Below are 15086 nucleotides of genomic sequence, written 5' to 3'. Positions count from 1 at the left end.
TTTTGCGCTAGAAGCCGAATCCCAGCATGCATTGCAGTCCATTCAATGGCAGGTTGGGCTGTGCGCGGTCCAGATTGGAAACGTGGTGGTAGCGCAGTTCGAGGGTGATGGTGCCACGGCCCCACTGTCGCTCAACTCCGATGCCCAGTTGGTAGTGTCCATTGAGCCTGCTGCCCATGCCAGGGATGGAGGTGAAGAGCAGCGTGGGGCCGCCACCCAGAGTCACCAGCAGGCTGTCTTGGGAATTGAGCGGAAAGGCAAAAGCACCCACGAAGGACAGGCGCAGCCAGGAGTTGTCGATGCGGTTGGAATCGTAGGTCGGAGTTGCAATGAAAGCCCAGGCGGGTTCAAGCCAGAACTCGTGTCGCTGCAAGCCGATGCGGGATCGTGCGGGATCCTGTGTGCGGATGGGCACTATCCATCGTGCACCCCATTCCATGGTGAGCGGTTGCGTTTCGGTATCACCCCATCCTTTGAAACTCTGTCCGACGCCGAGCACCCAGGCGTCGGGTGCTGGCAGGGCTGTGGCTGTGAACGGGAGCATGCAGAGGAGCAGGCAAACTGCTGCACAGCGGCAAACTTTGGGTTTTTGCGGGAACCTGCTCATTCCGGGGACTCCGTCAGTGGACTCAGGTCGGTCAGTAGTGCAAGCGGCACGTTGCTCGGGCGGGTGCAGGTGCAGAGGGTAAGCAGGAGAAGGGTGGCGGGGTAAAAGCGCTTGGCATGGCTGGAGGTCCTGAAATTGATCATGGTTTGCGATGAGGGACATAGCGCGCGGGTTGGAGTGTGGCGAGCAAATGTGAGCGGAGCGATGCATGCAGCATGGGGAGCGTGCAGGGAACAGGAGCAGCAGCTGAGGGATGAATTCTGATTCGGACAGTAGGAGTTTTGGATTTCGTTCTTGAGGGATAAAAAAATGCCATGTTTGTATTGTAATCGAAAACAGAGAATCTGTTCTGAATTTGCCCATGTCACCGATCAGCGATTTTCCAAAATACGATTTTTCCATCTTGCGCACGCTGCGCAAGCGGGAGGGCATGACGATTGGTCAGGTGAGCGAGCGCAGCGGAGTTTCGACGGCAGTGATCTCCAAACTTGAGCGAAACCAGAGTTCGGCAGAACTCGAAACCCTGTTCAAACTGGCCCGCGTTTTTGGCATGACGGCGACCGACCTCATTGCGATGGCGGAATCGCCCCTGGCTCACGTGACGCGGGAAAATGCCTATGCTTCGGATGGGTTTGAACTGCGGCGCATCCGCTACTCCAATGCATCCGTTTTTTTCGGAAGCGCGCGCAAGGGTGCCAAAATTTCCAAGCCCGAGATTCACCACGATGAATATGAAATCTGCTGGGTCATTGAAGGCAGTATCCGTTTGGTGCTGCCGCATGAAAATCACGCACTGATTGCAGGTGAGAGCCTGCAGTTCGACGCCATTCAGCAGCATACTTACGAGGCGCTGGAGGATGCAAAACTCATCATCACCCACGTGCGAAAGGAGAATCGCTTCTGAACCGACAAACGGTCAAGTCGACCCCACATGAACACCCTTTGTAAACCTATGAACGCAACACCCATTCACGATACTTCCAGACTTTGCATCCATACGCAGACCACCAAACCCTTGAGCCTTGAGGCGTGCTGTCAGGGCTTTTCCCGCATTGGAGCGGGCGGCATCACGGTGTGGCGCAATGCATTGGAGGGACGTCCACTAGCGGAGAGCAAGCAGATTCTCGACGACTCAGGTCTCGAAGTGGTCTCCCTGTGTCGGGGAGGGTTTTTCCCTGCGCACACACTCGCAGACCGTCAAAAGGCGATTGATGAAAACAAGGCCATTATCGATGAGGCAGCAGCCATCGGTGCACCGCTGATCGTGCTGGTGGTGGGGGCGGTGCCCGGCATCCCGCTGGTAGAGGCGCGCAAACAGATCCGCGATGGCATCGCGGCCTGTCTGGAACATGCGCAAGCCGCTGGCGTAAAGCTGGCGATCGAACCGCTGCATCCCATGTATGCGGGGGACCGAAGTGCGGTGACGACGCTTGCGCAGGCGAACGACATGGCAGAATCGCTGAACCACGATTTCATCGGAGTGGCGGTGGATGTGTATCACCTGTGGATGGATGACCGACTGGAGCAGGAGATCTACCGCTGTGGCGGTGGTGGAAACTTGTTCGCCTTCCACATTTGTGACTGGAAATGCCCGACCACTGACATGCTGCTGGATCGCGGAATCATGGGGGAGGGCTGCATCCCGGTGCGCCAAATCAGAGCCTGGGTGGAGGCCACTGGCTTCAAAGGCTTCAATGAAGTCGAGATCTTTTCATCACACTGGTGGGCTGCGGATCAGCAACAGTATCTCGACAGGATTCGCGAAGGCTACCTGAAGCATAGCTAATTCAGGCGAATCGACCCTAAAAGAGGATTTTACCAACCAACATTGCTTCAATTGACAGGAATTCAGACTATGAAAGTACACAAAGTAGGCATCATCATGAACGGCGTAACCGGGCGCATGGGCACCAACCAGCACCTGATGCGCTCCATTGTCGCCATCATCAAGCAGGGCGGTGTTCGCGTCAGCCCGACCGAATTCATCATGCCCGATCCCATTCTTGTGGGGCGCAACCCGGTGAAGCTGGAAAAATTGGCCAGGCAGGCGGGTGTGGAGAAGTGGACGACTGATCTGGATTCGGTCATGAGCGATCCAAATTACCCCATTTATTTTGATGCGCAGAGCACATTGCGCCGGGCAGATGCGGTCAAGGCTGCAGCAACTGCGGGCAAGCATGTGTATTGTGAAAAACCGACGGCGGTCGACACCCAGACCGCGCTCGACCTCTATCATTTCTGCAAAGAGAAGGGCGTTAAAAATGGTGTGGTGCAGGACAAGCTGTGGTTGCCGGGACTGATGAAATTGCAGCGTGCCATCCAGAACGGGTTTTTCGGTCGCATTTTTGCGGTCACTGGAGATTTTGGGTATTGGGTGTTTGAAGGTGACACGGTTCCGGCGCAGCGCCCCTCTTGGAACTACCGCAAGGAAGATGGGGGAGGCATGATCATTGACATGCTCTGCCACTGGCGCTACGTGCTCGATCATATTTTTGGACCCGTTCGCTCGGTGAACTGCCGGGGTGCGACCCACATCAAACAGCGCGTCGATGAGGAGGGAAAACCCTACACCTGCACCGCAGATGATGCTGCGTATGCGATGTTTGAGATCGATGGACCTGACGGTGAAATCGTGGTGAATTTCAACTGCTCCTGGGCGACGCGTGTGCGCCGGGATGATCTGCTCACCCTGCATGTGGATGGTGAAAAAGGCTCAGCGGTAGCGGGTCTGCGCAAGTGTCACCTGCAGCACTATAGCAATACACCGAAGCCAGTGTGGAATCCGGATATTGATCAGCCCATTGATTTTTATGCGGACTGGTCGGAAGTTCCGGAACAGGAGATTTTTGATAACGCATTCAAGGTGCAGTGGGAGATGTTTCTCAAGCACGTGGTGCTCGATACTCCCTTCCCCTGGACCCTGCTCGAAGGTGCCAAGGGAGTTCAGCTGGCGGAAAAGGGCATCGAGTCCTGGCAGAAGCGGGCCTGGGTCGATCTTGATAAACTCGCCTGAGAATTGCGGTATTGGGACTTTCAGGGATCACGGACAAACGGGGTTTGTAACCAAATTGGGGTTTGAACAAGCAAATTCATGATAAAGGCAAAACCACTGAGTTTTTGTGTTTATGCTGCGTCCGTGATCCCTGTCACTTTGCTTCTTTTGATTCGGTATCCGAGTCATGATTCAGGCTCCGGATTTCCTCTCTCACGGAGAGCAATCCGGAATATTATGGGGTATACACACTGGAGGTTGATCTGGCGAAAACCAGGCGCACATTGGGGGTGGCGCGGATCATCGAGGCGAACACAGCCCGATTTGGATTCGCCGGATCAGCCTCATTTTTTTTTGGATTTGCGGGCAGGAAGTGTGAAACCGCAGATTCAACTCAAGGATCTGCAGGCGCAGATCAAGGCATTCAAACATGGAGGATAGATTGATGAAAAAAGTAGCATTGGTCACCGGAGGTTCCCGGGGCATTGGACTGGGCATCGCCAGAAAGCTGGCTGAGGCGGGATTTGACCTCGCCATCAACGGCGTTCGACCCGAAGAACAGGTTGCGGAGGCACTCGATAGCCTGCGTGCGCTGGGTGCCAAGGTTGCCTATTGTGCGGGCGATATCGGATCGCCTGAGGGGCGGGAGCGCATCTGGTCGAGCTTTGATGCAGCCTATGCGCAGCTCAACGTGCTGGTCAATAACGCCGGAGTCGCACCCAAGACGCGCCTGGATATTTTGGAAACCACTGCGGAGAGTGTGGAATACGTCATCGATACCAATCTGTTGGGTGGATTCTTCATGTCGCAGACCGCAGCCAAACGGCTCATCGCGGCAAAGGAACGCAACGCGGAATTTGAGGGCATGATCATCAACATCACCTCAATCTCATCCACTGTGGTGAGTGTGAATCGCGGAGAATACTGCATGGCCAAGGCTGGACTTTCGATGGTTTCCCAGCTCTTTGCCGCTCGATTGGGGCAGTATGATTTGCCCGTATACGAAGTGCGCCCGGGCGTGATCAAGACGGACATGACCGCTGGCGTCACGGAAAAATACGATAAGCTCATTCAGGATGGACTCTGCGTGCAGCCCCGCTGGGGATATCCCGAGGACATCGGCAAAGCGGTGGCAGCGCTGGCGAAGCGGGAATTTCCGTTTTCGACGGGACAGGTCGTCATGGTGGATGGCGGACTCACGATCCCTCGCCTGTAGAAAGACGCAATAGGGGCTGCCCCGGTCGCATCCATGCATTCCCAAACTGGGCGCGTTGCAAAAAGCAGCAAGCTCAGTCATCGTGTTGAATGTGACTCGTTGATCTTTGGCTTGAAAAATTGATGGATTGGGATTGGTATGGCCCAGTCCGAAAGGGGGTCGTGCCTAAGGGAACTCCCGTTCTTCTATCCATTTCCCATTTCTACCAACTCAGCCTGGCGACCTTGAATGCACCGCGATTGAAATTGTACCCATCTATTCCCGTGTTGTTCCTGATGGTCGGCATCGCCCTGATGCTTGGGGGTTGCCTCGATGCTGAACGGCGTCTTGAGCATGCCATCAAGGAAGCGGTGGTTGAGGCTCAGCAGGGAAACTCGAGTTCCGCAATCAATCGTCTCGAATCCCTGCAGGACGCTCATCCGGATCATCCTGAGATTGCTGAGGCCCTGGCGATTGCCTACGAGGTTCATGGAAACTACCTGCTCGCCTCAAACTATTACCAGAAGGCCGCACGATTGGCTGCAGACAAACGCCACTTGCTCAAGGCATCGGCGAAAGGGCAGATCCAGGCAGGGCGGCTGGAAGATGCAGCACAGCGGCTGGTCAGCTACCTCGAATCGTTTCCGGAGGATGGCGAAACCTGGCTGGAACTGGGGCGGATTCGGCACCAGATCCAACCGGATGAACGCGCTGCGGATGCGTTGACCCGGGGTATCCTGCTGACGGAACCCGGTGCGCAGCAGGCGAGTGATTTTCAAAAATTGGGCAGCCTTTACCTGAGGCTGAAGGATTTTGCGTCAGCCGATTATTATCTGAATCAGGCGTTGGCGCTTTCGGAGCAGCAGCCATCCGTGCAGTCACAGGTGTTGGTGGATTTGGCAAAGTCCAGTGTCGAGCAGTCAGATTGGGATGTGGCAGATCTGTTTCTGAAACGCATCGCGTCGACTTTTCCGGACATGCTGGCAACGGCGGAAGTGCAGCAGCTACAGGAAACCGTGAGGCAGATTCTGGAACTTCGACAACAGGACACCCTGCCGTCGGTGGAGGTAACTGCAGCGGTGCAAGAGGGGGAATCGGAAGAGCATGCGTCGACTTTGCAAGAGTCCGGAGAAGAGGGTCGTGAGCATGACGCAGAGAATCCGGCGGAAACTGATCTGGAAACCGACGGGCAGGAGCAGGAATCCTCTGTGTCGCATGTTGCTCCGGAAGACAGCGAAGATTCCTCCGATTTGCAGGAACCCCTGCCGACGGAACCCGTCTCCCCAGAGGTTGCGGATGAAACACCGGAGCAGGCTGAGCAAGAGAATGGATTGCCAGAGCCGGAGCTTGCCGCATTGGGTGTGGAATCCGCTCGAACGGATGCGGCTTTGCCACCTGGGGAACCCGGGCATGCTCCGGATGCGGTTGATGTTGATTTGAATGGAACACCCGAGAGTGACGTTTCCGAACCCCTTGAACCTGGAGATGCTGCGGAAGATGTTGCAGGCCTTGAGCATCAACCAAGCTTGCAGGAAACCGAATTGGAACCATACGAAGCCCCTGAAAACGAAGCTGAGCTGCTGCTGATACAGGCACAGCAGGCACTTGCGGAAGGCAACGCAGCTGCTGCGATCCGCATGGCGTGGGACTCGGTTCACCGGCGTCCGGAAAACCCTTCAGGCTGGTTCATCCTCTCCCGTGCGTATGTGGACTTCGGTCAGAATCTGAACGCCGAGAGTGCCGCGCTTGAAGCCCTGCGCATCAATCCGAAGAACAAGAAGATTGTGCTGAATTACCTGGGCATCCTGCAGCGCAGTCGAGATGCGCAGCGGTTTCATGAAGAATTGCTCAAGGCGTATCAACGCTTTCCGTCCGACCCCGATTTTGTCCTGGCATTGGCGCGCAGTTATGCCCGTATTCAGAACGATCCTGCAAATGCAGCTGCGTTGTACCGGCGTTTCTTTGATCTTGCTCCGGAGGATGCTCCCAACCTTGCAGCCATTCGGGAGGAGTCCACGCTGGTGCAATAGGACAGGGAAGGCGAGACAGACCGGGTCGAAGGCACTTGTGGATGTGAACAACTCGGGATTGACTCAAATGCACGGGAGCAGCCAAATGGTGCTCGGTTGCTTTTCTCCAGATTGCAGTGGTTGCATCCTGCGGGTTGGAAGCCCCTGACGCTCTGTTAACAAACGCTCTATTCCATTGATCAAGCGAGAATCCATTCAGAATCTGAAACATCACGTCGATATCTGCCAGCTGATTGGCGATTATGTCAGCCTGCAGCGTGCGGGTTCGGTGTGGAAGGGTTTGAGTCCGTTCTCCCAGGAAAAAACACCCTCCTTTCACGTGGATCCCGACAAGGGGCTTTATTATTGCTTCAGTACCTCGCAGGGAGGGGATGCGATCAAGTTTCTGCAGGTCAAGGAGAACCTGAGTTTTACGGAAGCGGTTGAAGCATTGGCCGAACGATTCAACTTCAAGCTCGAATACGAGACGCGTGAGGGTGGAGGAGCTGCAGCGGGAACGGGGCGCAACCTGAAGCGTCTGCGCATGATCCATGAACAGGCGCAGCACTACTACCGGCAGGCGTTCAATGCCGAAACTGTCGAAGGCGCAGCGGTGAGGAAATACTGGGTGGAGGATCGTGGTTTCACACTCGAGCAGGCCGAAACCTATGGCATTGGTTACGCGCCGGGCGATGGTGGGCTGTTTTATCGATTTTTGAGCCAGCAGCGCTTCTCCGATGCGGAACTGGAGGCGAGCGGGTTGTTCTTTCCGAGGCGGCAGGCCGGCAGGGGCAGCATGATGGCGCGATTTCGGGGTCGACTGATGGTTCCGATCTGTGACTTGATGGGCAAGGTGATCGCCTTCACCGGTCGCAAAATGTCGCAGACTCCAGCAAATGACCCGGCGTTTGAGGCAAAGTATGTGAACTCTCCGGGCACGGATCTTTTCAACAAGGGAACCTTGCTCTTTGGCATCCACATCGCGCGCAAGGCGGTGAACGAACACACGCCCTTTGTGATGGTGGAAGGTCAGCTCGATGCCGTGCGTTGCTGGACCGAGGGATTTGAACAGGTGGTGGCCACGCAGGGTACTGCGATCACTGAGGTGCAGCTGAGCAAACTGAAGAATTATGGTCCCAGCCTCATCATGTGTCTCGATGGGGATGCTGCGGGCGTCAAGTCGGCCCTGAGTGTCTTGCCCATGGCACTGGCGGCTGGTATCGATATTCGCTTTGCACACCTGGATCAGGGCGAGGATCCGGACAGCCTGCTGCGGGAACAGGGCAGGGAGGCATTTCAACAGCTGATCGATCAGGCAACGCCAGTGGTACCGTTTCTGGTGGATCGGTTTTTTGATCCGGAAAACCGGGATCCGGCAGCGTTGTCGCGCTCCTGTCAGCAGTGTATTGAAATCATCCTGAAGAGTCCGTCCCAGGTGGTGCAGACGGGAATGATTGAGGAACTGGCGAACCTGGCGGGACTCGAAACGCGTAGTCTGCGCACGGATTTTGAGACGATGCGCCAGCGCGTTCGCAACCACGGAAACCCCGTGCGAAAACCGGGTGCGCTTGCCGTGACGACGGGGGCCGATACCAAACTGAGCACGGTGGAGTCGGATTTGCTGCGCCTGGTGATCCAGCATGCCCCACTCAGGGATCGCCTCCGCAGTGCGGATCCAGTCGACATGCTCGATCCGGCATCGGTGGAGGGGCGACTGTTGATTCGCATCTGCGCCGAGTTGCGTGAAGATCCCCATTGGATGCCCGAGCGCGATGCGGACCTGGTGTGCGAAACAGAAGCAGAGCAGAATCTGCTCTATCACCTGCTTGCGAGCGCATCGCAGGATCCGGAGGCGGAAGAATCGTTTGAGCTTTGCCTGCAGTCATTGCTGCATCGCTTTCAAAAGCGGCGCTTGCAACTGATTGAGCGCAAGCTCAGTAAAGGGGGACGTTTCAGTGACGAAGAACTGACGGTTCTGCTGGGGGAGAAGCTGGAGCTGCAGAGAAGCATCGCTAATCAGCGGGACAAGCGCTAGAAATCTTTTGCCGTCTTACCTTGACTTTCCAAACGCTCCGAGTACATAGGGAAGGTTTTTTTAAGGTAGTTCGAACTAATTCACTTTCTCGACTTTTATAATGGCTCAATCTGATCCTAAATCCAAAAAAACCTCAACGCGTGACAAGACAGCCAACAAAGCAAAATCACCGGTAAAAAAGGCCGAAATGCCTGAGTTGGAGCCGGAAGTGCCTGAGATCCAGGATGTTGCGGATGTGGTTTCTGAGGATGATTCCAAGCCACGCAAACGCCGTGGCAGCAAGAAGATGAATGAGAAGGTCCGGGCGTTGATTCGTCTGGCGAAAGAACAGGGCCATGTGACCTACAAGGAGATCAACAAGGCCCTGGGTGAGCGTGCGAGCAATCCCGAGGAGATTGAGAACGTAATCACCATTCTCAACAATCTGGAGCTGAAGATTCTCGACACCGGTGAGGTCGAGTCGCTGCGCAAAAAGAAGGAGGACCTGGAGCACGAGGAAAGCATCCGCAGCCAGCAGGCGGATATTTTGGATGATCCCGTCCGCATGTATTTGAAGCAGATGGGGCAGGTTCCCCTGCTGACGCGGGAAGAGGAGGTTGCCATCTCCAAGCGCATTGAACGTGCCGAGCAGCAGGCTCAGAATATCCTGTTCCAGTATGCGATCACAAATGCATTTCAGATCGACATGGCGCGCAAGCTCTTGAAGCGTGAGGAACGCTTTGACCAGGTGGTGCTCGACAAGAAGATCGAGAGCCGTGAAACCTACTTCAGCAGCCTGCCGGAGTTGATTGATGAGGCTTCGGATATTCAGGAGAAAATGGAGCGTGCGTGGGTAGACTCCCGGAACAACGACAATCCGACGAACCGTAAGCGCTCGCTGACGCGCTACCAGAAGTTCGAGGAATCCCTCCGCCCGATCCACAAAAAATTCTGCTTCAAACTCAAGATTTTCGAAGAATTCCTGTCGGATCTCGATCCGGTGGTACGGGAAATCGATGAAATCGAGTCACAGCTGAAACTTGCCGAACGCGGCATCACCAAAAAACACCAGGCCATCAATGTCGAAGCGTTGCAAAAGCGCCTCGATGAAATTGAGGCGGAGCACCGCGTGCCCGCACTGGAGCTTGCATCGGTGGTCAAAAATGTGCGCAAGGGCATGCGTGACGCCCACAATGCCCGCACTGAGATGGTGGAGGCCAACTTGCGCCTGGTGATTTCAATTGCCAAGAAATACACGAACCGTGGGCTTTCGTTCCTGGACCTGATTCAGGAAGGCAACATGGGCCTGATGAAGGCGGTGGAGAAGTTCGAATACCGGCGGGGTTACAAGTTTTCGACCTATGCGACCTGGTGGATTCGCCAGGCGATCACGCGCTCGATTGCAGATCAGGCGCGCACGATCCGCATCCCGGTTCACATGATTGAAACCTTGAACAAGGTGATTCAAGTGCAGAAGCTGCTGTTGCAGGAACTCGGACACGAGCCGACTGCGGAAGAGGTCGCCAATGAGATGCAAATGCCCATCGACAAGGTGCAGACCATCATGAAAATGGCCCAGCAGCCGATCAGCCTGCAAAGCCCGGTTGGCGACAGCGATGACACCAATTTTGGCGATTTCATTGAGGACAAGGGGGCTGAAAATCCCTATGACATGACTGCCTACAGCATGCTGCGCGAGAAGATCATCGATGTGCTCGACAGCCTGCATGAGCGTGAGCGTCGTGTGCTTTCCCTGCGTTTTGGACTCACCGATGGCTACAGTCGCACGCTCGAAGAGGTGGGCAAGCAGTTCAAGGTGACACGCGAGCGCATTCGTCAGATTGAGGCAAAGGCTCTTCGCAAGATGCGCCACCCGACCCGCATCCGCCAGCTGCATGGCTTTATTGAGGGAGACCAGCCCGTACAAAAGCCTGTAAAGTTGTCTACTGACAGCTGACAGGGTAAGTTGAAACGATAGCGCATTTTACGTTTGTCTGCCTTTCCGTTCCGAGGGCGGCGATAAAATCGCAGTAGCAAGGAGTCAGTAGCCAGGAGTCAGGAGTCAGTAGTCAGGAGTCAGTAGTCAGTAGTCAGGAGTAAGGAGTTAGGAGTAAGAACGCGGACAGGATGGAGGTAGCGGGAGCTTCCAGCTCGCGCCTTTATCACAACATCTCCTTTTGTGGAACTCACCTTGGCGAGTCTGCATGGGGCCGAATTTGAACCACTCCAGAGCGCAGCGGCATTCAAACCCGACTTGTAGGGTGTGAAGCAAATTTCAGGATACCACAGACCGTGGGAGAAGAAGCATCATCCAAAATCTGTGGCATCTGTGGTTGTTTATCAGCGGTTTGTAACCGCAGGAGTAAGGAGCTAGCGCAGTAGCAAGGAGCAAGTAGCAAGGAGCAAGTAGTAAGAAGCAAGGAGTTAGAAGTAAGGAGGCAGATCGCACTGCAACGTGGGTCCGAATTCTTATCCCGACTTGTCGGGGCTACGGAGGTGATCTTGTCCTGTAGCCATGTTCGGGAGAACATGGACAATGCGGGTGGCCGGGACGTGTTTGCCACTGCAACGTGGGTCCGAATTCTTATCCCGACTTGTCGGGACTACGGGGGGGATCTTGTCCTGTAGCCATGTTCGGGAGAACATGGACAATGCGGGTGGCCGGGACGCGTTTGTCACTGCAACGAGGGTCCGAATTCTTATCCCGACTTGTCGGGACTACGGAGGTGTTCTTGTCCTGTAGCCATATTCGGGAGAACATGGACAGCGTGGGTGAACGGTACGCGTTTTCGCACTGCAACGTGGGTCCGAATTCTCCCGAATCCGGCTACGGAGGTCGGAATACTAAACAACCAGGCGCTTTGCATTTCCGCTGAATGGCTTACCGTTTTTGTAGCGGGATTTGGGAAGATCCCGAAGCGTCGGAGTTGTCGGAAACCAACGTTTTCCCACAAAACCCTGTCCACAAACACCCAGGCTGTTTATGGAAGAGAGTAAAAAACCCTTGAGCGCGAAGCGGCTTGCGGTGGGCAGGGAATTTGATTTACTTGGGAGGATGCGGCACCTCCAGTCGACCTCATCCTCCGACCCCGCGATGCGGGTCACAGATGCATCCGGTTCTCTGACCGAAACGATGCGCTACGTTTACGACGAATTATTGCCGATTCAGGAACTGGATGGGAATCATACAGTTGGGCGTTCTTACACCCGTGGACTCGACTTGACCCAATCCCTGCAGGGGGCCGGTGGAGTCGGCGGTCTGCTGGCCATGACAGAAAGCAGCGGCGCAACCTTCTTCTACTTCTACGATGGCAACGGCAACGTGACCGACCTGATCGACGATTCCGATGCACCCGCAGCCCACTACGAATACGATCCCTTCGGGAAAGTCATCGCCCAAACCGCCACCTTGGATCAACCCTTCCAGTTCAGCACCAAAGCCTACCACGCTCCAAGTGGATTGAATCACTACCTTTACAGGTGGTATTCACCCGAGATGGGAAGGTGGCCAAATCGAGATCCGATAGGGGAAATGATACATCATATTATGGTTTATGCGGTGCCTGCTCATTTTGTTAGTTTTTCTTCTTTCGGCGTTAATTTTATTGATACTATTCAGGAACTCCTGAATGACATAGCTTTTCTTAAAAATAGTTCTATTGATAGTGTAGATATATTGGGTCTTGTTGGTGGGCCTGCGTCAAAAGGCAACAAACACAAAGCTAATACTTGGAGTCAATTGGCTTGTCCTTCTGGGCAACTACGATGCACTCAGCAGAATATACCTGCAAGTCAGCTGTGGAATGGGTGTAGTGTGCCGTCTTTCTTGGGTATTTCAAGACAGTACATGAAAATAGCATATGGGGTCAATAATCCTAGTAACCATTTTTCGAGTGGATGGAAAACCATTCCGATTGTAAGAGGTAATGTGAATATTGTCAATTTCACCAATGCATGCAAAACTCATGACCGTTGCTTTGCTGGCCAATGTTGCGGGTCAAATGTTCAAGCCGCAAAAACGGCTCATGCTGGTTGCAATAGGAATTTCACAAGGCATCTGAATGCATCGTGTAATGGGCTGATTCGTGATGATTTTCGAAAGTGTAAAGCACTTGCGAAATTGTATTCAAGAGCAGTAAGCAAACATTCCAACGGAGCCTTTATTCGAAGTCAATTGAACGTAGCATGCACTGGTTGTCAATGTAGTTGCCCATGAAGGTGTTTGCATTTATCTCAGTTTTTTTTTCGATTCTGGTGTCATGTACACATGAGTCTGTTCGACGTAGTAGTCGTTTTGATCCGGTAATTTATAGTTCTGAAAGAGTGAAGCTCATTGCCGATATTGTTGAATCAGGCTATAATATCGATGAGCCAGGATGGAATAGCATGACGGTTCTTTTCCATGCAGCTGGTCTGGGGGATATTGATTTGGTTGAGTATTTGTTGGAAAACGGAGCTGATCCGAACTTTGAAACACATTTTGGAACGCCAATTGGCAAAGCGGTAGCTTTCGGAAGAATCGATTGCGCTATACTTCTACTGGAGTATGGAGGTGACCCTATGGTTGCTTTTGAAAATGCAATATTCTCAGTTCGTCTGGATTTGATTGAGTTTTTAGTGGAGAACTATCAAGTTAATGTTAGTGGTCTTGATGAAGATGTGGGGTTTTTGTTATGGATGGCTATTTCTGGAATATATGACGATGCCTATTTGGACGCAGGAACTCAATCTCAGAAGTGCAAAAAACTGAATGATTTGTTGGAAATGATCGATCTTCTTAAGCCCCAATTGACTGAATACAAATGGGGGATTTGGGTGAATGATAGTGATTCGTATTTGATAGAAAAATACAACGACATGAATTGTGATGCGTTGGAGAAGATTTATGTTATTTTCAAATATGGATATCCTTCCTTCGACTGAGAGAATGACGGGGCACAAAAATTCACAAAATGAGTTTGCTTGACAAATCCGAAGGGGTCAAACGGGAATGGCACTGACTTAAGGGGAATTTAGTGGCAAAAAGCGTGGTTTTGAGGATAAAAGATCGCCCTCCTTCATGACTAGTATAGAGGCTGTCTCGGGAGATTAATTGGTTGATGTTCAAACAATTGTGAAAAAATATATCGTATTTCTGGTTCTTTTATGTTCTTGTTCGGAAGTTGAGAATGATTATTCCAAGGTCGAAGGAATTGAATTCAACTCAGACTCAATTTTCGAAAATCTTGGAATGTTCCATTCACTATCTCCGGATGCGGGATTGAGGATTGGGCAATTCTATGAAAGTGTTCTAAACAAAAAATGGTCTGATACTTATGATCATTTCAGTTCGCGAATTTCGGGAAGTTTTCGAAAAGGAGATTACGTTGTTTATTGTGAGAAATATGAGAATCAATGGGATTTAGTGAGATTGGAGTTCTTGAGATTGGAGGTGTACGAAGATAAGTGGATTCGGTTGATTCTGAAGACAGTTGAGAATTCGCCCAATAGTGTCGAGAATATTGGAATCGCATGGTGGGTTTATGAAAACCAAGAGTGGAAATGTAATGCTCCAGGGTTCGTGGATTTCATACCCTTAACAGCCGGGGCTTTGGGGATTCGTTTTGGAGGTTCTCCATACCCTGAATAGCAGGTTGGACAGGGGAGCCGAATATTTTCGAAGCAAACGACTTAGAGAAAAACTGGCAATGAATAATGATTTGCCCTTCTGATCACGGGTCAACAACAGTTGAAGTGTTCGAAACTCCAAATATGGGATCAAATTACAAACTACCAGATTAATGAACAACCTCGTTGTCGGAGTGGATCGAGAGAACCTCGTTGATGTTGTGTGAGCGTTGTCGGTTCAAATTTTCATTGATATGATTTGCACCCACTAACATCAGAACTTTGCGACCCTGCAAATCAAATCTGGAAATTTCATCGATCCAAAGCGCATTCTGGGTCTTGATGTAGTCAAGGATCGTAGCATCCTCAGAGGTCAACTCCTCCATTGGAGTTTTTGGGGTTAAGCTCATGCCGGATTGTGTGGCATCTTGAATGCCTGTTGAGACGAGTTGAGAGAGCCTTATGTGCAACTGATCAATGGTCATCCAGAATTGTTTCCGGGTTAGGGTATGATTCTCATCGGGAAGAGTCCCCAAAATTGTTAAAACTTTGAGGTGGTTTCCCGCCCCCAAGCGACCAAGCTTGGAGGCAGCAAAACTAACAAGATAAGGAAACCACCATGGAAAAAAGTGACCTATTGGAACGTCTGCATCAAGCGGATT

12 protein-coding genes are annotated in these 15086 nt (G+C 52.7%); 9 read left to right on the top strand and 3 right to left on the bottom strand.

The window, feature by feature from the left end; genetic code table 11:
* Nucleotides 1–7: 7 nt before the first annotated feature.
* Together ABQ298_13725 and ABQ298_13720 are read right to left on the bottom strand one after the other, a co-directional pair.
* The gene (locus ABQ298_13725; protein MEQ9825438.1) at nucleotides 8–544 is read right to left on the bottom strand and encodes an acyloxyacyl hydrolase; all 537 of its coding nucleotides are present in this window, start codon (nucleotides 542–544) and stop codon (nucleotides 8–10) included.
* Nucleotides 545–603: 59 nt separating this feature from the next.
* On the bottom strand, nucleotides 604–750 hold the full coding sequence (locus ABQ298_13720; protein ID MEQ9825437.1) for a hypothetical protein: 147 nt from the start codon (nucleotides 748–750) through the stop codon (nucleotides 604–606).
* A gap of 218 nt (nucleotides 751–968) precedes the next feature.
* Between ABQ298_13720 and ABQ298_13715 the strand changes: the two genes are divergently transcribed.
* The 9 genes from ABQ298_13715 to ABQ298_13675 all read left to right on the top strand — a co-directional run bounded on the left by ABQ298_13715 (nucleotide 969) and on the right by ABQ298_13675 (nucleotide 13740).
* A complete protein-coding gene (locus ABQ298_13715) occupies nucleotides 969–1511 on the top strand; it encodes a helix-turn-helix domain-containing protein (protein MEQ9825436.1) in 543 nt (180 codons plus the stop codon).
* A gap of 48 nt (nucleotides 1512–1559) precedes the next feature.
* The gene (locus ABQ298_13710; GenBank protein ID MEQ9825435.1) at nucleotides 1560–2393 is read left to right on the top strand and encodes a sugar phosphate isomerase/epimerase family protein; all 834 of its coding nucleotides are present in this window, start codon (nucleotides 1560–1562) and stop codon (nucleotides 2391–2393) included.
* A gap of 69 nt (nucleotides 2394–2462) precedes the next feature.
* Nucleotides 2463–3620 carry a Gfo/Idh/MocA family oxidoreductase gene (locus tag ABQ298_13705; GenBank protein ID MEQ9825434.1) on the top strand — a complete coding sequence of 386 codons (1158 nt, stop codon included), beginning with the start codon at nucleotides 2463–2465 and terminating at the stop codon, nucleotides 3618–3620.
* A 424-nt stretch (nucleotides 3621–4044) separates the two neighbouring features.
* Nucleotides 4045–4815, top strand: a complete 771-nt coding sequence (locus ABQ298_13700) for a 3-ketoacyl-ACP reductase (protein ID MEQ9825433.1) — start codon at nucleotides 4045–4047, stop codon at nucleotides 4813–4815.
* Nucleotides 4816–5054: 239 nt separating this feature from the next.
* Complete coding sequence (locus ABQ298_13695; GenBank protein MEQ9825432.1) at nucleotides 5055–6824, top strand: tetratricopeptide repeat protein; 1770 nt, start codon at nucleotides 5055–5057, stop codon at nucleotides 6822–6824.
* Nucleotides 6825–6999: 175 nt separating this feature from the next.
* Nucleotides 7000–8838 carry a DNA primase gene (dnaG, locus tag ABQ298_13690; protein ID MEQ9825431.1) on the top strand — a complete coding sequence of 613 codons (1839 nt, stop codon included), beginning with the start codon at nucleotides 7000–7002 and terminating at the stop codon, nucleotides 8836–8838.
* A 100-nt stretch (nucleotides 8839–8938) separates the two neighbouring features.
* Nucleotides 8939–10774, top strand: a complete 1836-nt coding sequence (rpoD, locus tag ABQ298_13685; GenBank protein ID MEQ9825430.1) for an RNA polymerase sigma factor RpoD — start codon at nucleotides 8939–8941, stop codon at nucleotides 10772–10774.
* 1026 nt (nucleotides 10775–11800) lie between these two features.
* On the top strand, nucleotides 11801–13033 hold the full coding sequence (locus ABQ298_13680) for an RHS repeat-associated core domain-containing protein (protein MEQ9825429.1): 1233 nt from the start codon (nucleotides 11801–11803) through the stop codon (nucleotides 13031–13033).
* Nucleotides 13030–13740, top strand: coding sequence for an ankyrin repeat domain-containing protein (locus tag ABQ298_13675; GenBank protein MEQ9825428.1), 711 nt, complete (start codon nucleotides 13030–13032; stop codon nucleotides 13738–13740). The genes ABQ298_13680 and ABQ298_13675 overlap by 4 nt, the downstream gene beginning before the upstream one ends.
* An 854-nt stretch (nucleotides 13741–14594) precedes the next feature.
* On the opposite strand, the gene ABQ298_13670 is transcribed toward ABQ298_13675, so the two are convergent.
* A partial coding sequence (locus ABQ298_13670) for a hypothetical protein (GenBank protein ID MEQ9825427.1) occupies nucleotides 14595–15086 on the bottom strand: 492 nt, incomplete at its 5' end.

It is taken from the genome of Puniceicoccaceae bacterium (assembly GCA_040224245.1).
Classification (GTDB): domain Bacteria; phylum Verrucomicrobiota; class Verrucomicrobiia; order Opitutales; family JAFGAQ01; genus JAKSBQ01.
Note: the sequence above shows the minus strand (reverse complement) of the source record. Positions and strands in the feature narration are given on the sequence as shown.

Bases quoted from the DNA above. Each gene is read 5' to 3' on its own strand.
- ABQ298_13675 (MEQ9825428.1), top strand. From the start codon at position 13,030: ATGAAGGTGTTTGCATTTATCTCAGTTTTTTTTTCGATTCTGGTGTCA.
- ABQ298_13700 (MEQ9825433.1), top strand. From the start codon at position 4,045: ATGAAAAAAGTAGCATTGGTCACCGGAGGTTCCCGGGGCATTGGACTG.
- ABQ298_13710 (MEQ9825435.1), top strand. From the start codon at position 1,560: ATGAACGCAACACCCATTCACGATACTTCCAGACTTTGCATCCATACG.
- ABQ298_13720 (MEQ9825437.1), bottom strand. From the start codon at position 750: ATGATCAATTTCAGGACCTCCAGCCATGCCAAGCGCTTTTACCCCGCC.
- rpoD (MEQ9825430.1), top strand. From the start codon at position 8,939: ATGGCTCAATCTGATCCTAAATCCAAAAAAACCTCAACGCGTGACAAG.
- ABQ298_13715 (MEQ9825436.1), top strand. From the start codon at position 969: ATGTCACCGATCAGCGATTTTCCAAAATACGATTTTTCCATCTTGCGC.
- ABQ298_13725 (MEQ9825438.1), bottom strand. From the start codon at position 544: ATGCTCCCGTTCACAGCCACAGCCCTGCCAGCACCCGACGCCTGGGTG.
- ABQ298_13705 (MEQ9825434.1), top strand. From the start codon at position 2,463: ATGAAAGTACACAAAGTAGGCATCATCATGAACGGCGTAACCGGGCGC.
- ABQ298_13680 (MEQ9825429.1), top strand. From the start codon at position 11,801: ATGGAAGAGAGTAAAAAACCCTTGAGCGCGAAGCGGCTTGCGGTGGGC.